This is a genomic window from Bradyrhizobium sp. JYMT SZCCT0428, assembly GCF_018131075.1.
Classification (GTDB): domain Bacteria; phylum Pseudomonadota; class Alphaproteobacteria; order Rhizobiales; family Xanthobacteraceae; genus Bradyrhizobium.
The window spans coordinates 27,357-48,646 of record NZ_JAFCLS010000056.1 but is presented as its reverse complement, the minus strand read 5'-3'; the positions used below and the strand labels follow the sequence as shown (position 1 = coordinate 48,646).

23 protein-coding genes and 1 pseudogene are annotated in these 21,290 nt (G+C 62.4%); 12 read left to right on the top strand and 12 right to left on the bottom strand.

All coding sequences use genetic code 11. The features are described from left to right. Positions 1–394 precede the first annotated feature (394 nt). Both JQ575_RS37040 and JQ575_RS37035 read left to right on the top strand, forming a co-directional pair. Positions 395–2,476 (top strand): methyl-accepting chemotaxis protein, encoded by a 2,082-nt coding sequence (locus JQ575_RS37040; RefSeq protein WP_212038137.1) that lies wholly within the window; start codon positions 395–397, stop codon positions 2,474–2,476. 119 nt (positions 2,477–2,595) lie between these two features. Beyond that, positions 2,596–3,240, top strand: coding sequence for a DapH/DapD/GlmU-related protein (locus JQ575_RS37035; protein ID WP_212038136.1), 645 nt, complete (start codon positions 2,596–2,598; stop codon positions 3,238–3,240). Here the strand turns inward: JQ575_RS37035 and JQ575_RS37030 are convergent. After that, on the bottom strand, positions 3,237–3,620 hold the full coding sequence (locus tag JQ575_RS37030) for a cupin (RefSeq protein ID WP_212038135.1): 384 nt from the start codon (positions 3,618–3,620) through the stop codon (positions 3,237–3,239). The genes JQ575_RS37035 and JQ575_RS37030 overlap by 4 nt on opposite strands. 156 nt (positions 3,621–3,776) lie before the next feature. On the opposite strand from JQ575_RS37030, the gene JQ575_RS37025 reads away from it, so the two are divergent. After that, a complete protein-coding gene (locus JQ575_RS37025) occupies positions 3,777–4,922 on the top strand; it encodes an FAD-dependent oxidoreductase (RefSeq protein WP_312016086.1) in 1,146 nt (381 codons plus the stop codon). A gap of 46 nt (positions 4,923–4,968) precedes the next feature. On the opposite strand, the gene JQ575_RS37020 is transcribed toward JQ575_RS37025, so the two are convergent. Beyond that, a complete protein-coding gene (locus JQ575_RS37020) occupies positions 4,969–5,844 on the bottom strand; it encodes an MBL fold metallo-hydrolase (RefSeq protein ID WP_212038133.1) in 876 nt (291 codons plus the stop codon). A 161-nt stretch (positions 5,845–6,005) separates the two neighbouring features. Here JQ575_RS37020 and JQ575_RS37015 point away from each other — a divergent pair, with 161 nt between their 5' ends. Continuing rightward, positions 6,006–6,983 (top strand): glycerophosphodiester phosphodiesterase family protein, encoded by a 978-nt coding sequence (locus JQ575_RS37015; RefSeq protein WP_212038132.1) that lies wholly within the window; start codon positions 6,006–6,008, stop codon positions 6,981–6,983. A gap of 4 nt (positions 6,984–6,987) precedes the next feature. Here JQ575_RS37015 and JQ575_RS37010 read toward each other — a convergent pair whose 3' ends face one another. Both JQ575_RS37010 and JQ575_RS37005 read right to left on the bottom strand, forming a co-directional pair. Beyond that, complete coding sequence (locus tag JQ575_RS37010; protein ID WP_192733335.1) at positions 6,988–8,610, bottom strand: ABC-F family ATP-binding cassette domain-containing protein; 1,623 nt, start codon at positions 8,608–8,610, stop codon at positions 6,988–6,990. Between the two features lie 82 nt (positions 8,611–8,692). Then, on the bottom strand, positions 8,693–9,397 hold the full coding sequence (locus JQ575_RS37005) for a hypothetical protein (RefSeq protein ID WP_212038131.1): 705 nt from the start codon (positions 9,395–9,397) through the stop codon (positions 8,693–8,695). 177 nt (positions 9,398–9,574) lie between these two features. On the opposite strand from JQ575_RS37005, the gene JQ575_RS37000 reads away from it, so the two are divergent. Continuing rightward, positions 9,575–10,024: a hypothetical protein gene (locus JQ575_RS37000; RefSeq protein ID WP_212038130.1), complete on the top strand. Its 450-nt coding sequence runs from the start codon at positions 9,575–9,577 to the stop codon at positions 10,022–10,024. 27 nt (positions 10,025–10,051) lie between these two features. Here JQ575_RS37000 and JQ575_RS36995 read toward each other — a convergent pair whose 3' ends face one another. The 4 genes and pseudogenes from JQ575_RS36995 to JQ575_RS36980 all read right to left on the bottom strand — a co-directional run bounded on the left by JQ575_RS36995 (position 10,052) and on the right by JQ575_RS36980 (position 13,557). Further along, complete coding sequence (locus JQ575_RS36995; RefSeq protein WP_212038129.1) at positions 10,052–10,879, bottom strand: tetratricopeptide repeat protein; 828 nt, start codon at positions 10,877–10,879, stop codon at positions 10,052–10,054. A gap of 48 nt (positions 10,880–10,927) precedes the next feature. After that, positions 10,928–11,613 (bottom strand): annotated as a pseudogene (locus JQ575_RS36990) (substrate-binding domain-containing protein). Between the two features lie 4 nt (positions 11,614–11,617). Continuing rightward, positions 11,618–12,325: a GrlR family regulatory protein gene (locus tag JQ575_RS36985; RefSeq protein WP_212038128.1), complete on the bottom strand. Its 708-nt coding sequence runs from the start codon at positions 12,323–12,325 to the stop codon at positions 11,618–11,620. Positions 12,326–12,519: 194 nt separating this feature from the next. Beyond that, on the bottom strand, positions 12,520–13,557 hold the full coding sequence (locus JQ575_RS36980) for a glutamine synthetase beta-grasp domain-containing protein (protein WP_212038127.1): 1,038 nt from the start codon (positions 13,555–13,557) through the stop codon (positions 12,520–12,522). A gap of 558 nt (positions 13,558–14,115) precedes the next feature. Between JQ575_RS36980 and JQ575_RS36975 the strand changes: the two genes are divergently transcribed. Beyond that, the gene (locus JQ575_RS36975; protein WP_212038126.1) at positions 14,116–14,313 is read left to right on the top strand and encodes a DUF2735 domain-containing protein; all 198 of its coding nucleotides are present in this window, start codon (positions 14,116–14,118) and stop codon (positions 14,311–14,313) included. Between the two features lie 110 nt (positions 14,314–14,423). Here JQ575_RS36975 and JQ575_RS36970 read toward each other — a convergent pair whose 3' ends face one another. Continuing rightward, positions 14,424–14,750: an MliC family protein gene (locus tag JQ575_RS36970; RefSeq protein WP_212038125.1), complete on the bottom strand. Its 327-nt coding sequence runs from the start codon at positions 14,748–14,750 to the stop codon at positions 14,424–14,426. Positions 14,751–14,870: 120 nt separating this feature from the next. Between JQ575_RS36970 and JQ575_RS36965 the strand changes: the two genes are divergently transcribed. Beyond that, positions 14,871–15,617, top strand: a complete 747-nt coding sequence (locus tag JQ575_RS36965; protein ID WP_212038124.1) for a tyrosine-protein phosphatase — start codon at positions 14,871–14,873, stop codon at positions 15,615–15,617. Positions 15,618–15,792: 175 nt separating this feature from the next. Here JQ575_RS36965 and JQ575_RS36960 read toward each other — a convergent pair whose 3' ends face one another. After that, positions 15,793–15,936, bottom strand: a complete 144-nt coding sequence (locus JQ575_RS36960; protein WP_249167150.1) for a hypothetical protein — start codon at positions 15,934–15,936, stop codon at positions 15,793–15,795. 163 nt (positions 15,937–16,099) lie between these two features. After that, positions 16,100–16,846, bottom strand: coding sequence for an SGNH/GDSL hydrolase family protein (locus JQ575_RS36955; protein WP_212038123.1), 747 nt, complete (start codon positions 16,844–16,846; stop codon positions 16,100–16,102). Positions 16,847–16,908: 62 nt separating this feature from the next. Between JQ575_RS36955 and fabG the strand changes: the two genes are divergently transcribed. The 4 genes from fabG to JQ575_RS36935 all read left to right on the top strand — a co-directional run bounded on the left by fabG (position 16,909) and on the right by JQ575_RS36935 (position 19,130). After that, entirely contained in the window at positions 16,909–17,589 is a 681-nt protein-coding gene (gene fabG / locus JQ575_RS36950) for a 3-oxoacyl-ACP reductase FabG (protein ID WP_212038122.1), read from the top strand. Between the two features lie 145 nt (positions 17,590–17,734). Continuing rightward, on the top strand, positions 17,735–18,409 hold the full coding sequence (locus JQ575_RS36945; protein ID WP_212038121.1) for a DUF2161 domain-containing phosphodiesterase: 675 nt from the start codon (positions 17,735–17,737) through the stop codon (positions 18,407–18,409). Between the two features lie 32 nt (positions 18,410–18,441). Then, the gene (locus JQ575_RS36940; RefSeq protein ID WP_212038120.1) at positions 18,442–18,741 is read left to right on the top strand and encodes a putative quinol monooxygenase; all 300 of its coding nucleotides are present in this window, start codon (positions 18,442–18,444) and stop codon (positions 18,739–18,741) included. An 86-nt stretch (positions 18,742–18,827) separates the two neighbouring features. Further along, positions 18,828–19,130, top strand: coding sequence for a hypothetical protein (locus tag JQ575_RS36935; protein ID WP_212038119.1), 303 nt, complete (start codon positions 18,828–18,830; stop codon positions 19,128–19,130). 166 nt (positions 19,131–19,296) lie between these two features. Here the strand turns inward: JQ575_RS36935 and JQ575_RS36930 are convergent, their stop codons facing one another. Next, positions 19,297–19,917, bottom strand: a complete 621-nt coding sequence (locus tag JQ575_RS36930; protein WP_212038118.1) for a GNAT family N-acetyltransferase — start codon at positions 19,915–19,917, stop codon at positions 19,297–19,299. Between the two features lie 232 nt (positions 19,918–20,149). Here JQ575_RS36930 and JQ575_RS36925 point away from each other — a divergent pair, with 232 nt between their 5' ends. Beyond that, positions 20,150–21,103: a helix-turn-helix domain-containing protein gene (locus JQ575_RS36925; protein ID WP_312016085.1), complete on the top strand. Its 954-nt coding sequence runs from the start codon at positions 20,150–20,152 to the stop codon at positions 21,101–21,103. The last annotated feature ends 187 nt before the right edge of the window (positions 21,104–21,290 follow it).

Here is a 21,290-nt window from a genome sequence, read left to right as displayed (position 1 = left end):
ATAAGCCGTAAAGCCATTGCGCAGGGAATGTCGGATGCTCTCCGCTGCCCTGTATGCTCGTGTGCACCATCTTGTTGCACAATCGCACACGAGACCGCGGGTGCAGCGCGCATCCGGCATTCCCTGCGCCCTCTGATTTTTCTGGGGGCGGCGAGATTTGAACAACTCGGGCGAAATGAGCCGCGGGAATGCGCAAGTGTGTTTTCCCGCCGCGCGATGCCGGAACCGCTGCTCTTAAACGCGCTGGTTGCAGGCGTCGGGTAGTTCGCGCTGCGGATCGGCCACGACGGCTGGTGGATCGGCGGCCAACTGCCCGCACCGTAACCCAAGATTAATGCGCACCACTTAGGATGGAGATCCGGACTCCCATACCATCGTGAATGGCCCAAATCCCATGAAAATCGGTACCCTCCTGACCGCCGCCATCGTCTCGCTTTCCGCCGTGGGCGGTGGCCTCGCCGTCTATGTGGCGCTCACGAAATACCAGACCATGGAGAAGGTGTCCGTCGCCCAGAGCCGGCTTGAAGTGGTGCGCGCCGTCGGCGACATCCCGCGTTACATGAACCCTGAACGCGGCTTCTCCACCAACATCCTGTATGGGCCGGCGGTGGTGGAGCCGAAGATGCTCTCCGACCTCGACAAATACCGCAAGGATACCAACGGCGCGCTGGCGAAGATGAATGCGATCCGCAAGGCGCTGCCCGGCTCGCTCGACGATGGCGCGTCCGTCGGCAGCGGCATCGATGCGCTGAACGCGAAGTTCAATGGCCTGCGCGAATCCATCGACAAGGCGATCGCCGGCCCCGCCGATGCCCGCAAGGACGCCGCCAGGAAGATCGTCGCCGACAACGCGATCTTCAACGCCGCCATCACCGCGTTGCTCGAAGAACAGGTCCGTCGCATGGCGCTGCTCGACGGCGACGCCTACCGCCAGGCGACCTACGCGAACATCACCTGGGCGCTGCGCGATGTCGGCGGCTACAACGCCAGCCTGCACAAGAACCTGGTCGGTGCCAACCGCGTCGCGACCGACGCCGAGAAAATGGAACTGAGCCGCGCGCAAGGCCGCGCCGACCAGATCCTGATGTCGCTGCAGGATTTGCGCGGCAATCCCGCAACGCCGGCCAACGTGGCAGTCGCCCTCGGCAAGATGAACGAGGCCTATGTCGATCGGTTCGGCAAGGAGCTGAAGCTCGTCAAGGACGGCGCGATCAGCGGCAAATACGAGCACGACGTCGATGTGTTCTTCGCGGAATCGCAAAAGGGCCTCGGCGCGGTCATCACGCTGCGCGACGCGTTCTATGACAATGCCGAGGAGGTTCTGGGCGCCGCCTACGCCTCGGCGCGCCTCAGCTTCATCATCGCGCTCGCAGGCCTGATCGCCGTTATCGGCGCTAGCGCCGGCCTGATCCTGATGGTCTATCGCCGCGTCTGCAAACCGATCGTCGAGCTTACCGCCACCATGACGCGCCTTGCCAGCGGCAACGTTTCCGACGAAATCTCGGGCGCCGAGCGCGGCGACGAGATCGGCGCGATGGCGGCCGCCGTGCGCGTCTTCAAGGACAACATGATCGAGGCCGAACGCCTGTCGGCGGAAAAGGCCGCCGAGAACGACGTCAAGATGCGGCGCGTCCAGGTGCTCGACGAACTCACCCGCGGGTTTGAAGCCAAGGTGACCGAACTCGTCGGCGGGCTGTCGGCGGCGTCATCTGTCATGGAAGACACCGCGCAGTCGATGTCCTCGACCGCGGAAGCCACCAACCGTCAGGCCGGTATTGTGGCCGCCGCCTCCGAACAGACCTCGACCAACGTCCAGACCGTTGCGAGCGCCACGGAAGAACTCACCTCCTCGATCTCCGAGATCGGCCGCCAGGTTGCGCAGTCCACCGAGATCGCGGCCCGTGCCGTCGACAACGCCCGCCGCACCGGCGACACCGCCCGTTCGCTGGCCGAAGGCGCGCAGAAGATCGGCGACGTCGTGACGCTGATCCAGAGCATCGCGGCCCAGACCAACCTGCTCGCCCTCAACGCCACCATCGAGGCCGCACGTGCCGGCGATGCCGGCCGCGGCTTTGCCGTCGTCGCTTCCGAGGTCAAATCGCTGGCCGGCCAGACCGCGAAAGCGACCACCGAAATCTCCGAACAGATTGCCGCCATCCAGGCCGCGAGCGACGAGACGGTGACGGCCATCCAGAACGTCGCCAACGTCATTGCCGAGATCGACCAGATCGGCATTGCGATTGCCTCGGCTATCGAGGAACAGGGTTCGGCGACGCAGGAGATATCCCGCAGCGTCCAGGAAGCCGCGCGCGGCACCCAGGAAGTCAACGCCAACATCTCCGGCGCGCAGCGGGCGGCCGACGATACCGGTTCAGCCGCCACCCAGGTGCTGGGTGCTGCCGAGCAATTGTCGTCGCAGTCCAAGGACCTTGCCGGCCAGGTCAACCGCTTCCTCAGCGAGGTTCGCGCCGCCTAGGTCAGGCGCCTGCAGCCAGTACATGCTTGCCAGTCCTAACCTTCACGCGCGGTCATCTGCCAGCTGTGGTAGATGACCCTCGCGGCGGCAGGCCGCGTGATTCAGGACGAGCACTCGACATGCACCAACCGGCACCGCCAAAACTTGCCGAAACCTTCGTTGAACCATCCGTCAAATTGCGCGAAGTAACCATCGGTGTTTGCTGCGAAATTCTCGGCGACACCGCCATCGAATACACCGACCTCGGCGATTACTCCTATCTCGGCCCGGGCTGCATGGTCGCGGATGCAGAGATCGGGAAATTTTGTGCAATCGCGGCACAAGTGCGCATCGGGGCGCCGAACCATCCTCTCGACCGCCCGTCACAGCACCGCTTCACCTATTGCCCCGAATATTACACGGCGGACGCGCAGCGCGACCACGGCTTCTTCCGGCAACGCCGCGCCGACCGCGTCGTGATCGGGAACGATGTCTGGATCGGTCACGCCGTCATCGTGATGCCGGGCGTCACAGTCGGCGACGGTGCCGTGCTGGCCGCCGGCGCCGTGGTTACCCGTGATGTGGCGCCCTACACCATTGTGGGCGGTGTTCCCGCCAAACAGATCCGGGAGCGTTTCAACCGCGATATCGCTGCGCAACTCTCACGTATTGCGTGGTGGAATTGGCCGGCGGAAACCATTTTTCAGCGCCTGCCGGAATTTCAATCCGGCGACGTCGAGGGATTCTGCGCGCGCTGGAGCAATCGCGCACCGGTAATACCCTAATAGAAAAACGATGTTTCAAGCAGCAAACAGCCTTCCGGACCTGCCTTGAAGGGGCCGTGTTTGGCATGCGGAGGGCGGCAGGCGAAAGCCGGAGCGTGGAACGCCTCGAAACGATGTGGCGGCTCCTGCGAGGCCACAAGGAGGGTTCCCCTGATAACCACGACCTCCTCGTAAAACTCGTGCTCGCGCACGGCATCGATCTCGGCATTCGGCGCCCAGCGAGCGAGGCGATTGAGATGCCCCTTGCCGGCAGCTTCATCGAGCGATCCAGCTAGCGTCTTCGCCTCGATACCCGGCGCGATCGTTTCCCAGCCTGAGGAAAGATCGATGTTGAAGAACTCCCGGTGCTCCTTACCGGTCCTTGGGTCGCGCTGATCCATGATGCTGTCCTGTGTTGGGTAACGTCGACTATACTGGCTGTTGTCATTATTAAAAATGATACTTGTCGATTGTGATGGATCGAGAAAGGTTGTGCATGATCGACTTGCGTACGGGCCAATTGCCCGTCTTAAGGTGGCAAAGCGCGGGAGTTAATCGTGAGCGCGAATAAAGCGATCAAACTTGCGGTGATCGGGCGTGGCATGATCGGGTCGGCGGCGGCGCGGCATCTGTCCAAAATGGGCCATGATGTTGCACTGATCGGGCCCGACGAGCCGGCGGATTTTTCACGCCATGACGGCGTCTTCGGCAGCCACTACGATGAGGGCCGTATCACGCGGAGTTACGATCCGCAGCCCTTTTGGCGGCAAATGAATCGCGCCGCGATTTCTCGCTACGGCGAGATTGCAGCGGAGAGCGGGGTCGAGTTCTACCGGGAAGTCGGTGCGCTTTACGTTGGCGATAGCGAAACTACAAACATCGCTTCGGTTGGCAAGATCTGCGCCGAAGACGGGATCCTGTGCGAGGCGTATCATGATGCGGGGCTCGCGGAGCGATTTCCGTTTCTGAGATCGACGGCGGGAATGCAGGGGTATTTCCAGCCGCGTAATGCCGGATATATCAGCCCGCGCCGCCTGGTCCGCGCACAGACGATCGCGGCGGAGCGCGCCGGGGCCCGGATCATCAATGAACCGGCGCTAGCGGTTTCGGAAAGCGGCTCTGGTGTGACGATCCGGACGAGATCGGGCAGTGTCGAGGCCGAGCGTGTTCTCGTGGCAGCAGGCGGGCATACCCAGTCACTGCTCGGTCGATCACTGGGTGTTACGGTCTATGGGCGTACCGTGGCGATGTTTCGGCTTGGTGCAGCGGAGGCTCAACGCCTGGCTGGAATGCCGTCGATGCTTTGTTTGGGTCCCAAGGGCGACAACCCCTATATTCTGCCGCCGATCCCCTATCCGGACGGCCAAACCTGGTTGAAGCTCGGCGGTGATCCCGTCGATCTTCCGCTCGAAAGCGAAGCGGATATCAAGGACTGGTTCCGATCAGGCGGATCGATTGAGGTTGCTGATCGGCTGCAAACGCAGATCCTTGAGCGTATTCGCGACCTCCATTTCGAAGAACGCCGCGTGGTGCCGTGCATGACCAGCTTTGGCGACACCGGCCTGCCCTGCCTCGGACCGCTTTCGGAGCGCGTAGTGGTTGCATTCGGCTGCTACGGCAAGAGCGCGAAATGTTCAGACGAATTGGGCCGGTTGGGTGGCATGGCGCTGCTCGGCGAGACCAAAGCCGAACTCGCACCCTGATGGCCACGAGTTTACCTTCGTCCCTGTTACGCCGCAGTCGATAGCGCTAATCCCGTTTAAAACGATAGTCGAAGCGATCGCCATCGGCCGTGATCAGGCCGACCGTCGGATTCGGGAAATGAACCGGCAGGATCAGCGTATCGGTGCCGGCGACGGAAGCAAAGAACGTGCGGCGCGACACCGCCGACTGCTTTGGGTCCCAGTCGACGCCCGGCGACCAGTCGGGCTCGCGGCACTGAATCGCATGGTGCATGAGGTCGCCCGCCACCACCGCGCGCTGGCCTTTCGAGACGATGTTGACGCAGCAATGGCAGGGCGAATGCCCCGGCGTCGGCGTCAGCGTGACAGTATCGTCCAATGCGTAGTCGTCATCGACCAATAGCGCCTGCCCGGCCTCGACAATGGGCAGGCAGTTGTCGCGGAACACTTTGCCGGGCGGCTCGGCGCCTTTGGCGTATTCGGCTTCCCACACCGCATATTCCTTTTTGTGGAATATGTACTTCGCATTCGGGAATGTCGGCACCCAGCGTCCGTCGCGCAGCGTGGTGTTCCAGCCGGTATGGTCGATGTGCAGATGGGTGCAGAATACGTAATCGACCTGCTCGAAGCTGACGCCGAGTGCGAACAACTCGTTGCGCCAGCGCTCCTTGCCGGGGAAATCGAACGGCGGCGGATGCCCCTTGTCCTCGCCGGTGCAGGTGTCGACCAGAATGGTATGGCGCGGCGTGCGGACCACAAACGTCTGGTAGGTGATGAACATCTTGCCGGACGCCGCGTCGAAGAATTCCGGCTCCATATCAGGCAGATGCTGCCTGAAGACCACCTCGTCATAGGCCGGGAAGAAATCCTGCGGCCGCCGCCACGGCCCCTCGCGCTCGATCACCGCATCGATGGTGATGTCGCCGATCCTGATCTGCCGCATCGTTGCCCCCGATTTTTGCAAGAAGCGTATCGGGCAGACACTGACGGTTCAACCCAGCGTGCACGCGTGCCTCCAATGCGTTTGGCTGGTCCTGTCGCTTTCCGCCGCCGCAAATCGAACAGAAATACTGCCTAGCAGCACATCTCAAAAGAGGTGTGATATTGGGCAGGAAGATAAAGTACGTCGCCGCAGCAATCGCTGCAATCGCCGCTTGCATCACCATCAACAACACCAATCTCCTGACCGCGCATCGCGAAGGCTCTCCCGTCCTTCTCGCCCATCGGGGCGTGGCGCAGCGCTTCGACGAACGCGATTTGAAGAACGACACCTGCACGGCGGCACGGATGTTGCCGCCGACGCATGACTATCTGGAAAATACCATTCGTTCGATGCGATCAGGGTTTGCGGCCGGCGCCGATATCGTCGAGATCGATGTCCATCCGACAACCGATGGCGAGTTTGCGGTATTTCACGATTGGACGCTCGACTGCCGCACGGATGGACGCGGGGTTACCCGCGAGCATGCGATGGCCGAGCTGAAATTGCGCGACATCGGTTACGGATATACCGCCGACAACGGCAAGACCTTTCCATTCCGCGGCAAGGGCATCGGCCAGATGCCAACGCTGGCCGAGACGCTCGCGACCTTCCCGGACAAGCGGTTGCTGATCAACGTCAAGAGCCGCGATCGGTCCGAAGGCGAGAAGCTGGCAGGCGTCCTGAGAGCCCTCCCCGCCGAGCGCCGCCGCCTCATCATGGTCTATGGCGGCGACGAGCCGATCGAAGCGGTCCGGCGGTTGGTGCCGGACATCAGGACGATTTCGCGCGCGGCCATCAAGAGCTGTCTTGTCAGCTATATCGGCTACGGCTGGACCGGCATGGTGCCGCAGGCGTGCGCACACGCGATAGTGCTGGTGCCGATCAACGTCGCGCCGTGGCTGTGGGGCTGGCCCGACCGGTTCCTGAACCGCATGGACGCGGCGAACAGCGCGGTCTTCGTGCTGGGCCCCTACAGCGGCGGCGAGTTTTCGTCCGGCGTCGACACGCCGGAACTCCTGCAACGGCTGCCCGAACAATACTCCGGCGGCATCTGGACCAACGAAATCGAAACAATCGCCCCGCTGGCGCGACGGAGATAGTGCATCAACTCCGCAAGCCCGGCGCCTCGTGGCCGGTGCGCGCGACGTATTCCGTATAGCCGCCGCCGAACTGGTGGATGCCTTCGGGCGTCAATTCCAGCACGCGGTTGGAGAGCGCCGCCAGGAAGTGGCGATCATGCGAGACGAACAGCATGGTCCCCTCGAATTCGGAGAGCGCGTTGATCAGCATTTCCTTGGTCGCGAGATCCAGATGGTTGGTCGGCTCGTCCAGCACCAGAAAATTCGGCGGGTCGAACAGCATCTGCGCCATCACCAGACGCGCCTTCTCGCCGCCCGACAGCACCCGGCATTTTTTCTCGACATCGTCGCCCGAGAACCCGAAGCAGCCGGCCAGCGCGCGCAATGAGCCCTGGCCTGCCTGCGGGAAGCAATCTTCCAGCCACTGGAACACGGTGCGTTCGCCGTCGAGCAAATCCATCGCGTGCTGTGCGAAATAGCCCATCTTGACACTGCCGCCGACCACGACGGTGCCGTCATCAGGCTCGGTCGAGCCCGCCACCAGCTTCAGCAACGTCGACTTGCCGGCGCCGTTGATGCCCATCACGCACCAGCGCTCGCGGCGGCGGATCATGAAGTCGAGGCCTTCATAGATGCTGCGGCTGCCATAACCCTTGTGGACGTTCTTCAGGCTGACGACGTCCTCGCCGGAACGCGGCGCCGGCAGGAAATCGAACGCCACCGTCTGGCGCCGCTTCGGCGGCTCGACGCGCTCGATCTTGTCGAGTTTCTTCACGCGGCTCTGCACCTGCGCCGCATGCGAGGCGCGCGCCTTGAAGCGCTCGATGAACTTGATTTCCTTGGCCAGCATCGCCTGCTGACGCTCGAACTGCGCCTGCTGCTGCTTCTCGTTCAGCGCACGCTGCTGTTCGTAGAATTCGTAATTGCCGGAAAAAGTCGTCAGCGTGCCGCCGTCGATCTCGACCACCTTGTTGATGATGCGGTTGATGAACTCGCGGTCATGCGAGGTCATCAGCAGCGCGCCTTCATAGCCGCGCAAAAACTGCTCCAGCCAGATCAGGCTTTCCAGATCGAGATGGTTGCTCGGTTCGTCCAGCAGCATCACATCCGGGCGCATCAGCAGGATGCGCGCCAGCGCCACGCGCATCTTCCAGCCGCCCGACAGCGCGCCGACGTCGCCATCCATCATTTCCTGGCTGAACCCGAGGCCCGAAAGCGCCTCGCGCGCCCGGCCGTCCAGCGCATAGCCGTCGAGTTCCTCAAAGCGGTGCTGCACCTCGCCATAGCGGGCGATGATGTCTTCCATCTCATCCGCCTGGTCCGGATCGGCCATCGCGGCTTCGAGCGCCCGAAGTTCAGCCGCCACGACGCTGACGGGGCCGGCGCCATCCATCACCTCGGCAACCGCGCTGCGGCCTGCCATCTCGCCGACATCCTGGCTGAAATAGCCGATGGTAATGCCGCGATCGAGCGACACCTGCCCCTCGTCCGGCAGTTCCTGACCTGAGATCATCCGGAAAAGTGTGGTCTTTCCAGCCCCGTTCGGGCCGACAAGGCCGATCTTCTCGCCCTTCTGCAGGGCTGCCGAAGCTTCGATGAAGAGGATCTGGTGGCCGACTTGCTTAGAGACGTTATCGAGACGGATCATTTGTGCCTGAACATGGAAATTGTTGGCCGCTCTTATTCCATGTAGGGCGCTGGGGAAAGCCTATTCCGGGGCAATAATACCGCTAGGCCGCCCGCATCAGCTTCAAGGTGGCGGCCAGGCGCAGGCTGCGCTTTCCAGCGAGCGCGGTGGCTTCCAGTTCCGCGCCCTCTCCGTCACAGGTGCCAGCAAAGCCGATTCCGACCTCATGGCCGCCAAATACCGGATTTTCACCCTTTGCCGGCGTGTGCTCCTGGTTGAGGATCTCGCCTTTCCAGCGACCATCGGCGGAGCTGTAGGAACCGAGATAATAGAAGAACGCATCGCCGCCGAGGATGCGGCCGTTCATCAGCAGCATGACGCCGGACAGGCCAGCATCGACGCCATCGAGCGCGCGGATGTGAACCGAATAGAGCCCGTTCACAATGCCGCCAGGTCCGACTTCCCCGACAGGCGGCAGCCCCTCATCGTCGAGTTTGGTTAGATTGGCCCAGAACAGCGCTCCCGGCCGGGGCGCGGCGCTGCCTTCGAAGCGGATCTTGTTGCCGTCCGTCGTGCCCCGCACACTGATCGCGGCGACGTCGGTGTCCATCAACGGCTTGTAATGCGGGTCTTCATTGTGACGCTGGGTGATGACCTCGCCGATAATCTCCGCGCCCTTTTCCTGGTAGGTCCCCAGATGCGCGAAGGCGGAATTGCCACCCAGCAGCTTGCCCTCATGCATGCACATGATGCTGCGACCGAACGCGTCGTTCACGCCGTACTCAGCCTTGTAAAGCCCGTCCAGCAAAGCAGATTTCCAGCTTTATTGAATCATCTCGCGGGGGCATAGCACCGGGGAGGAAGCGGCACCAGCGGTCGTTTTAGCGCAGCCTTCCGTGTCATACCTCACGCAGTCGGCACCGCCGCCGTGAACCGGCTGGCCGCTGCAGCCGACCAATGGGCGATTTCCATTGCGGTGATACCGATGACCGAAGATGAAGAGACCATTGCCCGAACCATCGCCGAGGCCAGTGAGCTGCCGTTGAAGGACGCGGCCTATCTGCTGTGGCGGGAGTGCTCCAAGCTCGACTTGCTCGCGTGGCGTGCGATGCCGCCAAACGTGCGCGACGTGTTCCGGTCGCGAGCGGCAGAGAATTCGATCGAGGTCAAATTCGAGCACGATCATCCCGAAGACGGCCTGACCTTCGACCGCTTGCAACTTACCCATCCCGATATGGATGAAGCGGAACTGAAGCAGGCCATCATCGCCGCGGTGAGATTCGACGATGCCTGTTTTGGTTACTTCGACAAGATCAAGGGCGAGTTCGGCGCACGCTACAAGCGCGCGGTCGAACTGGCGGCAAGAGATTATCCCGGATATCTGGAACTGACCTATCAGCGGGCGCGGTACTACATCAGCTATTACATGAAGTGATGGCGGCCTGAACGACGCGCCCTCATCTCAGAAGCACAGATTGGTCACCACGTTGCCGCGCTTGTCCTTGATTGTGTAAGGGCATCGCAGCCGCTCCAATGCCTTCTTGGCGTCTTCATCGCCGAGTGCGGCGGCACGCTCGTAGTAGGCTTTGGCGGCGCCTGAATCCTTGGCGCCGCCGCGGCCTTGCTGCGCGAACGCGCCCATGCGTTCCAGCGCACCGGGATGATTTTGCGCCGCCGCCTTTTCAAACAACACCCGCGCGGCAACATCGTCCTTGGCGCCGCCATCGCCTTCCGCCAGCATCATGCCGAGCTGATATTGCGCCTCCGCATTGGTCTCGGCGCCCTTCGACAGCAATTCGCGCGCCCGCGCCGGGTCGGCCGGTCCGCCCGCGACGCCGCCAAGGGCCGCGAGATTGCTGATGCCACGCGGATTGCCGGCCTGGGCAGCGCGCTCGAACAGCTTGCGCGCCTGCGCCTCGTCCCGCGCAACGCCGGCTCCGGTTCCGTAGAGCACACCGAGTTCGACCATGGCCGAGGTCGAGCCTTTATCGGCCGCCTTGCGCCAGGCCGCGACCGCCTCTTGTGTTTGCCGGTTGGCCGCGTAGGCGCGTCCGAGCTGGTACGTCGCCCGCCGCGATGAGCTCGCGGCGATCTTGCAGTATTTGATTGCGGTGGCGATATCGGAGGCAGCAATCTCCGGCGTGCCCTTCACGTCGGCCGGCTTGTCGGGATCGGACGGATCGGCAGCGACGCGGTCGCAGAGCACGAGATCGGCCGATTGCGCGCGCGCCAGAACGGGCAACACCAACACACCTATCGCAACCGCGACCCCGTGAAACAGCGTCCTCATGGGGCGACAGGTTGCGTCGACCGGCAGGCAAATTCAAGGCTCGCTAATTCAAGGCTCAAGCCCGCTCTCGCGCAGCACCGGCGCAACCTCGCGCGAGGCGAGAAACCGCAACAGCCGGTCCGCTTGAGCAGCCTTGCCGGAGGCCGCCACGCGGCCGGCGGAAAACACCGCGGGCGTTTGCAACTCGCGAGGAATCGGGCCAATAACCTCGATACCCCGACCTGCTTCAACTCGCTGATCTGTTGCACGGCCAGATCGGCCTCTCCGGTGACCAGCCGTTCGGCGGTGAAGCCTGACGGGATGATGCACGCTCTCGCATTGATCTCGGATGCGATACCCAAGCGCTCGATCAACTGCGCGAACAAAATGCCGCTGGCGCCGATCCGCGAATAGGCCACCGAACGGGCGGCAAGCAGCGCCGCGCGCAGCGTGGGCTCGGTTGCGATGTCGGGATGGGCAAAGCCCGCTTTCACCGCCAGGCCGACATAGGACCGTGCGAGATCCACGCAGCTATCCGCCACCACGCGCCCCTCGCGAGCCATGTCGTCGAGACCCTCTCGGGTCAGGATGACGACGTCGGCACCCTCGCCGCCGCGCAGGCGATCCAGCAGCGCCAATGTCGGCGCGAAGTCGGCATCGATGCGCACACCGCCGGCTGCCTCATACTGCCCGGCCAGATTGTGAACCGCGCCCTTCAGGGCCAGTGTCGAGAGCACGCGCACGGCATTGTCCATGGCGTTACGCCCGATGCATCAGCTTGAGCACGGCTGTCAGCCGCAGGCTGCGCTTGCCCGCCAGCGCGGTGGCCTCCAGCAGCGCCCCCTGCTCGTCGCAGGTGCCGGCAAAGCCGATGCCGACCTCATGGCCGCCGAACACCGGGTTCTCGCCCTTTGCCGGCGTGTGCTCCTGATTGAGGATCTGGCCCTTCCAGCGGCCATTCTCCGAGGTGTAGCTGCCGATGTAGTAGAATGACGCGTCGCCGCCGAGGATGCGGCCGTCATTGAGCAGCATCACGCCGCTCAGGCCGCCGTCGACGCCGTCGAGCATCCGGATGTGAATGGAATAGAGGCCATTGACGATACCATCCTGGCCGACGCCTCCGGCGATCGGGATCTCCTCCTCCCCGATCGGCGTCATGACCGAGCTGAATTTCGCACCCGGCAATTCCTTGAGGCCGCCTTCAAACCGGTAAAGCTTGCCATCCGGCTTGCCCCGCGCCAGCAGGGTGGCGTCGTCGGTGCCGGCCATCGCGCGGTAATTCGGGTCGGGATTATGGCGAACGGTCTTGATCTCGATGGCAAGCTCGCCATCGGCCTCTTCCTGATAAGTGCCTATATGTGCAAAGGCGGAATTGCCGCCGAGCATCTTGCCGGCGCGCACATACATCACGCTGCGGCCGACCGCGTCGTTGAGTTGAAACCTGATCTTGTAGAAACCCTCGAGCAATGGCCGTGTCCCCGGCAAGCGCATCCGCTATCTAGCGCGGTTCATAACGCAGGGGAACGGCTTGAATCGGGCAAACGGCTTGAATCGATGCATTTAAGGCAACGTCGTCACAACGCAATGATCCGCCAAAGCGGGCACGCTTTGGCGGATCAGGGCAGCAATCCGGACGCCCCCGTCCGGGTATGCGGTGTGGCTTAGGCCGCGGCCGACTTGGCGGCGGTCGGAACCTCGGCGATCGTCTTCAGGATCTGCGAAGCGATGGCGTAGGGGTCGCCTTGCGAGTTCGGGCGGCGGTCTTCGAGATAGCCCTTGTAGTCGTTCTTCATGAACGAGTGCGGCACGCGGATCGAGGCGCCGCGGTCAGCCACGCCGTAGCTGAACTTGTTCCAGGGAGCGGTCTCGTGCTTGCCGGTCAGACGCTTGTCGTTATCGGGCCCGTAGACGGCGATGTGCTCCATGAGATTCTTCTCAAAGGCCGCCATCAGCGCTTCGAAGTAGGCCTTGCCGCCGGTCTCGCGCATATAGGCGGTCGAGAAGTTGGCGTGCATGCCCGAGCCGTTCCAGTCGGTGTCGCCGAGCGGCTTGCAGTGATACTCGATGTCGATGCCGTAGGTTTCGGTCAGGCGCTGCAGCAGGTAGCGAGCCATCCACATTTCGTCGGCGGCCTTTTTGGAGCCCTTGCCGAAGATCTGGAATTCCCACTGGCCCTTCGCCACTTCGGCGTTGATGCCCTCGTGGTTGATGCCGGCAGCCAGGCAGAGCTCGAGATGCTTCTCGACGATTTCGCGCGCGACTGCGCCGACGTTGCTGTAGCCGACGCCGGTGTAGTACGGGCCCTGCGGCGCGGGATAACCCGAGGTCGGGAAACCGAGCGGCCGGCCGTCCTTGTACATGAAGTATTCCTGCTCGAAGCCGAACCACGCGCCTTCGTCGTCAAGAATGGTGGCGCGCCGGTTGGTCGCGTGCGGGGTGACGCCATCCGGCATCATGACTTCGCACATCACCAGGACGCCGTCCTTGCGCGCGCCGTCGGGATAAACCGCAACCGGCTTGAGCACGCAATCCGAGCTTCTGCCTTCGGCTTGCATGGTCGATGAACCATCGAAGCCCCACAGCGGGAGCTGCTCGAGCGTCGGGAACGAAGCGAATTCCTTGATCTGTGTTTTGCCGCGCAGATTCGGTGTCGGCGTATACCCGTCGAGCCAGATATACTCGAGCTTGTACTTGGTCATTGAGCCTCTCTTGAGTTTAATGCTGCTAGGTGCGGAAACCCCGGTCCTTGGAGGTTAGAAGCCCTGCAGTCCCCGCACACGTGTACCCGGCCACGTCAGGCCGCTACTTACCAAGCAATTAAAGTGCCAATCGCTGCAGCGCGGCATCGGACGGCGCTGGGGATGTCCACCCTCGCGCGTGCATTTTTTGATGCGACATAGAAGCGCGCCTGACATGCGCGGTGGACGGCCAAAAGGCGCTTTCGAGCCCGCCTGACGCCCGATTCTACGGCAGTTTCGGCCCGTAGCTCCGGGCCCGATTAAAGCTGCAGCAGCCTTTTGCGCCTTTCGGCTGATGGTTCGGTCGCGGCCGGCAACCTTCTCCCCGGCTCAAGCGTTAGTCACCTGCCCATTGCCTCACACGAAGCAAAACAGGAAATGCCTACAAAATGCACACCTGGTGACTTTTTTTGAGCAATTTGCATTCCGGGAGGGCGCGAACGATATCGCAGTCTCGGTAACTAACGGAGAACGAGTCGGGCGCACCATGGTGGTTCGCTCGATCCAGGAGAGACCAGGATGATCAATACAGGTGTGAATGAGGGATCTGCCAAGATCTATCAATTCCCAGCCGGGGGCCGGTCGGCCCTGGCGGGGCGTCGCTATGGCGAGACCAAGCCCGACTTTGCCGCGCCGGCGGTCGATGTCGCGGACTGCAGCGGCAGCTGGTACCACGCAGCAGCCATCGAGGAATCCAAGCCTGGGCGTGACCACTGATGCCAGCCCAATGTTCGGCAAATCCGCGTCAACGAGTTCAGGCGCGGTCGGTGAAGTAGAAAAGGGTCGGAACGAAATCGTTTCGGCCCTTTTTCATGCAAACCTTGTTTTTACGTCTGCTCGCACGCCGTTACCGGCCGTTTGGCGTGCTTGAGCGTGGTGAGCCCGGCCTTCGTGACTTTGAGGGTAATCCCGCGCCCCGTATAGCGCGCCCCCGACAGCGCCACTCCCTTTTTCAGCGTCACCGCCTTGCCATCAAGCTGCAGATGGGCGCGTGAATCGTACCGGAAAAACCCGGCAATGAATTGCGTGCCGTCGGCGCAACGATAGTTTTTGAAGGTCGCCTGTGCCAACGCGGCCGACGAGCCGACCGTTCCCAGAAACATCGTTCCCAGAAGCAACGCCGCCGCGAAACCAGCGATCTTGCGATTATTCATATTCTCCTCCTGACGGCCCGAGTATAGACCAGAGGGCAAGACGCGATACACCCCGGCTCGATCGCCGCACAAGAATTGCATCTCCAAGAATTCTATCAGGAATTCCGTAAGGCAGCCCCGATGTCAGATTCCCCTGCCCGTCATCTCAATCTTGCTGGCGCCAGCAATTTCCGCGATCTCGGCGGTTATCTCACCCGGGACGGCCGCACGGTACGCTGGCGGCAGATGTTCCGGTCCAACCATCTCGGCCATCTCACCAATGATGACGCTGCGGTCTTGCGCTCGCTCGGCGTCAGGAGCGCGTTCGATTTTCGAGGCACGACGGAGCGCGCCGAGGCAGTGTGCGGTCTGGCCGATATCACCGTGCATTCGCTGCCGGTCGAGCCAACGGTGGTCGCCGCACTTCGTGCCATCGCCGCCAGCGGCACGGCGCTGTCGACCGACCATGCCGTCGAGGTGATGCGCGATTCCTACCGCAGCTATGTGCAGCAAAATACGCCGCGCTTCCGCGCGCTGTTTGCGCATCTGCTGGAAGACCGCGCCCCACTGGTGATCCACTGCACCGCCGGCAAGGATCGCACCGGCTTCGCCTGCGCGCTGATCCTGCATACGCTCGGGGTTCCTGACGAGGTGATTGCGGAAGATTATCTGCTGACCAACCAATTCTACCGCAGGGATCCCACCACCAGCAGCGACCTGCCTGATCACGTCAAGCAGGTGCTGGGTTCGGTGCAGCCCGCGTTCCTCAGCGCTGCGTTCGAAGCCATTGACGCCGACTATGGCAGTCTCGAAGCTTATCTCCGCGACGGCATCGGTCTTGGCGAAAAGGAGCGCGCGGCGCTCGCGGCGCTCTATCTGCAATCCTGACGGTTTTTATTTTGACGCGTTTTCTACCGCAGATAAGTCTACGCAATCTGCGTAAACTTGATTGCTATGCGAACCGGGGCCCACTTCGCTCGAAAACGCTCTGCTCGTGTTTCACCCGTCGCATCGAAACGATCCGCGCGGGCCGACGTTCGGCGCGAGTGCGTCTCGCGATCGCTCAGGCCGCGGCTTCCATTTCCATTTCAGCATCGAGATCGGCGATGACGTCCTCGAACGCCTGGATCGCCTGCTGGATCGCCGCAATCTGCATCAGCTCCCAGTCCTTGATCGGACCGTTGCGGTTTTGCAGCGCGACCACCAAGTCCCGCCGCTGCTCCTTAAGCTGAACAAGCGGTAAACCGTGATCGGGTAGAGATCCCATGGTGATGCCCCTGCCTGGATTGGACTCCCCTTGTAGTGAATGGAACCTGCAATCGACTTGCGCAACTCCGGCAAATTTTAGCAATCGGCCTTGATCCGTATTCTTACGTAGTACCCGCCGCCTTCACGGCCTGCTCGATCGCATCGCTCAGGGCTTCTGCCAAGCAACCGGTCGCCCACTCACTGACGTGAAGATGATTGTCGGCACCGTCTTCCAGGGCACTGATCGGGATATTGTCATCGACCCAGCGTCGCATCAGGGCGAAGCGTTGAAAGACGTTGACCTTCGCGATCTCAGCGGCTGCGGCGATGAACGCCACCATTTCTTCCGATGCCTTGAGCTTGTCGGTCATCGCCCTGGTGTATTGCAGGTCCATCAGGATCACATCCGCCGACAAGTCGGCGAGTTGCCTTAATCCGCTGTCGATGGCTCTGGCGACCTCCCTGCGATCCATGTCATGAAAGATTGCGTTGGTACCCACCTGCCAGATTACCAGAGCTGGCGCCTCATCGAACACGTCGGATCGAAACCGCTCTAACTCTTTCGGCGCCTCCTCGCCGCTGATACCGCGGTTGAGCACATCGATCGTTCGCCGCGCAAGTTTCTGCCGCAACAGCATTTCCAGACGAGGCGGATAAGGTGCGACCGGCGCAACGCCCGCCGTCGAAGACGATCCGATCGCCACGATTTTGATCTTTTCCGGACGCTGGAGCGCCGCCGTCAGATGCGGCAATTTGTATTTGAAGTTGGCGATGTCCAGATCGCCGGTACGTGACACGTCGTTCATTTCATCACCCTCAGCGGGAATATCTTCTTGGACACCCGCATTTGGATGCGAAATTCGCCGCATTGCAAATGAAAAACTGCCGGCGCTAGTGTGTGCTCCCTTTTATCGGCCCGTGGAGGCCCATTATGGATGGAAAAGTCATTGTCGTGACCGGCGCCCTCGGCGCGCTCGGCAGCATCGTCGTTGACCAGGCGCTGGCGGCCGGCGCCAGGGTCGCAAGCGTAGACCACGCGCCGACGCAGGTACCGGCGACATCAAACCAGTTCGAACTCGGCGGTGTCGACCTGACCGATGCGGCGGCGGCGAAAAAGGCCATCGACGCCGCGGTGTCGCATTTCGGCAAGCTCGACGCGCTGATCAACATCGCCGGCGGTTTTGCGTTCGAGACGGTCATCGAGGGCGATCCGAAGACGTGGCAGCGCATGTACGCGCTCAACGTCACGACCGCGCTCAACGCCTCGCGCGCGGCGATCCCGTACCTGACCGCGTCCGGTGCCGGGCGGATCGTCAATGTCGGCGCGCTTGGCGCGCTGCAGGCGGGCGCCGGCATGGGCGCCTATGCCGCGTCCAAGGCCGGCGTACATCGCCTGACCGAAGCGCTTGCCGCAGAATACAAGGGCAGGATCACGGTGAACGCCGTGCTGCCGTCGATCATCGACACCGCGGCCAATCGCGCCAGCATGCCGAAAGCGGATTTCAGCAAATGGGTAAGGCCAACGGAGCTGGCCGACGTGATCCTGTTCCTCGCCAGCGATGCTGCCTCCGCCGTCACCGGCGCACTGCTGCCGGTGAGCGGGCGGGTTTAAATCCTCAGTCTGCGAGCCTGCGCAGCATTGGATCGCGCCCGTTTGTCTGTCCCGTCGGCACGATAGCCGCTGGCGCGCGATTTGGCCAAATCCGGGCTAAACTCGTGATACTGAGTCGCGGCCGCTTTGCCGCCGGAGCCTGTCGTTGGAAACCGCGCTTTACCTGCCCGTCAAACGCTTCCTTGAAAAGCTCGGCTTCACGGTCAAGGGCGAGATCGGTGGCTGCGACCTGGTGGCGCTCAGCGGCGACGATCCGCCGGTGGTGGTGATCGGGGAATTGAAGCTCACCTTCAATCTCGAACTGATCCTGCAGGCGGTCGATCGCGCCGGCGCCTGTGACGAGGTGTGGCTCGCGGCCAAATTGTCGGCACGCGGCAAGGGCCGCGAAAGTGACGCCCGCTATCGCAACCTCTGTCGCCGGCTAGGCTTTGGCATGCTCGCGGTCACCAACACCGGCGACGTCGAGGTGATCGTCAAACCCGCCACGACAGCCCCTCGCCGCAATCCGAAGAAGCGCTCGCGGCTGATCAGGGAGCATGAGCGGCGCAAGGGCGATCCGGCGATGGGCGGCTCGACGCGCGCGCCGATCATGACGGCCTATCGCCAGCAGGCGCTGGCCTGTGCTGCGGCACTTTCGGGTGGCCCGCGGCGCGTGAAGGATTTGCGGATCGAGATGCCGGACGCCGGCAAGATTTTGCTGCACAATGTCTATGGCTGGTTCGATCGCGCCGAGCGCGGCATTTACCTCCTGACCGATGCCGGACACGCCGCGCTGAAGCGCTGGCCGCAACAAGCGCTGGATCTGACCGCCGCCGAATAGTCCGACAAGGACGGTGAAACCGGGAGGACAACATGATCGTGGTTACCGGCAGTGTGACGGCGCGCCAGGACAGTTTCGACGAGGTCCGCCGCCTGAGCCTCGAGCACGTCCATCGTTCGCGCGGCGAGCCCGGATGCATCTCGCACGCCGTGCATGTCGACTGCGAAAACCCGCTGCGGTTGGTGTTTTTCGAGCAATGGGCCGACCGCGCGGCGCTGCTTAACCATTTCGCGGTCCCCGCCTCGCGCGATTTCGTCAAATCGCTGCAATCGCTGGCCGCGGCCGCCACGTCCATCGAACTGTACGACGCTACCAGACTAGAGAAATTGTAGGTGCATGGCTGTAATGCCACGCCAAATTCATATTGCAATGCAACATAAGGGCACTTAGGTATCTCCGCATCAGATGCGAGGCCCCGATGAGCGAAGACTGGAATACGAAATATGGCACCCGGCGCGTACGGCGCGATCCGCCGACGCTGGAGGAAGCGATCTTCGCGGCCGTCGGCATTACCGACGATCAGCAGCAGCAGGCGGAAATCGCCGCGGCGCTGATGGGGCTGCCGTACGAAGAAGTGCTGGCTGAGGTCAAGAAGACCGGCCGCGCCGTTGCGCGGACCGCCACCCGCGTCATCACGGGCGAGCAAGGCGCCCAGCGCTCGGTTGTGGTCGAACGCAAGATCGTCAGGCGCTTCGGTAACGACAAGCGCACCGGTACCTGAAAGGCCCCCGGGCAATTCGCGCGATCCAGGAGATCCGCGAATTACCGCTAAAGCATTTTTCAAGCGAAGTGACACCGGTTCGCGTCAAGAAAACGCGTCAAATCGAAAAATACAGAGCCCCGTTCCGATGCAAGCGGAACGGGGCTCTGGTCGATGGACCTTCCGGTCAGGCCGTCCGGCCCCAGCCGGACATTCTCAGCATCATGGCCCAATAAGCGCGATTGAAGTTCGTGATCGCCCGTGCGGCCTCGAGCGTCGTCGCCATTGCGGACGGCGCCCCTTCCGGCTGGTTCTGCTTGGCCAGATCGATGCTGCCGGTGGATTCGCCGTAGCGGAACGTCAGGTGTGCGCCAAACTTGTTGGCGAGCGCCCGCATCGCTTCATTCTGCGCGCCGGTGGTGATCCGCAGGCTTTTATATCCCTTGGCCCGCGCCTCCGCGATCAGCTTCCTGAACAGGATGCTGCCGACGCCCTTGCGCCGTACCGAGCTCTCCACGCTGAAGGCGATCTCCGGCAGTGCGTCAGGCGATTGCTCCGGCGGATGCAGTTCGGCGGCACCGCGCACCACGCCATCCTCGAAATAGCCGATGATGACAGTGCCATCGTTGGCGCATTTTTCGGCGTAACGTTCGATGAAGCTGTCGTCCATGAAGCCATGAAAGCGATCATGGCGGCTGGTGCGGTCGAGCCGCAAAAGGTGATCGCGCAGAAGCGGCAATTCCTCTTGCTGGCTTAGAATCCGAACGGTGCCCTTGGCGCGGCTCGGAGCGGTAGTCTGGTAGTTCATAGTCATAACTCCTCGTGGTAGCCCTCGAGGAGGCGTCGAATCCCTAGACCACCTATATTGTGCATCGCAATATAAAGTTCAACCCCTTCAAATGCCTAATAAAAAGCCATTCCCCGCTTAACAATTCGGTAACCAAATCGACGCCAGTCGCGGCGCCCGGCAAGCTATTTGCAGACACTGGATTTGAGCCGGGCTTTGGCTCACACTTACCCCGGTTCCCGGAGGTCCCATCGTGGCTGTCGTGCTCGACACGAGTTCTTCGGTTCCGGATCGACGCCTTGCGGTCTGGCAGGACATCGTCTGCGATACCTTTGTCGGCCTCGATTGCCACTCCGATATGCGGGAGGGGTTTTGGGGCGCGGTCTCGCAATCCGCGATCGGCCGCGCGACGTTTACCCGCGTCGATTCCTGCGCCCAGCGGGTGTTCCGCACGCCATCCCGGATCGCACGCGCCAGCGAGGATTACGTGCTGCTGGCGCTGGGCAACCACGGCGTCAACGGCGTGTATCAGGACGGCCGCGATGCCGTCGTGTCCGCGGGACGGTTCGTCATTTACGACACCACCCGCCCCTACGAGCTGCGCTTCGATGACAGTTTTTCACAGACGATCCTGCAGATGCCGCGAAAACTTCTGCAGCAACGCATCGGCGCGTTCGACGCGCTGACCGCGACCACCTTCTGCAGCAGTCGTCCCCTGGAGGGCCTGGCCTACGAGTTTCTGGTCAGCACCAGCAAGGTCGTCGACCACGTCGATCCCGCCACAGCATCCCGCCTGCTGGATCAGGGACTGGATCTCATTGCCATGGCCTTCGCCGACCGGATGCATGCGCGTTCTTCGGATCAGTCGTTTCACCGCTCTGCGCTGCTTTATCGGCTCAAGAATTACATCCTCACGCACCTGAGCGATCCCGACCTGGCGATCTCGCAGGTTGCCGCGGCCACCGGAATCTCGCCGCGCTATGCCAGCGATCTGATGGCCGACGAGCAGCACTCGTTCCGCAGCTACGTCCAGATGCAGCGCCTGGAGCGATGCAAGCGCGACCTGTCAGACCCGGCGCATGCGGCCCGGCACATCAGCGACATCGCATTCGCGTGGGGCTTCAACGACCTCGCCCATTTCAGCCGGATCTTCAAGCAGAGGTACGGCGCCTCGCCGCGCGAATGGCGCGACCACCCGACGCAATAAATTCTCCTCCGATTGGTCTGCCCTCCCGTGGCGGCACGACGCCCGCCTGCGGCGGTGTGTCTGGCTCGACGCCGTCGCGGCTGACAATTGCAAGTTAAGACAAGTTTTCGTTCTGCCACGGACAAGTGCCACGGCCGGGCGCGGCGGTAGGCTTTCGACCCAGCGATTGCCTTATCTCCCAGCGCAG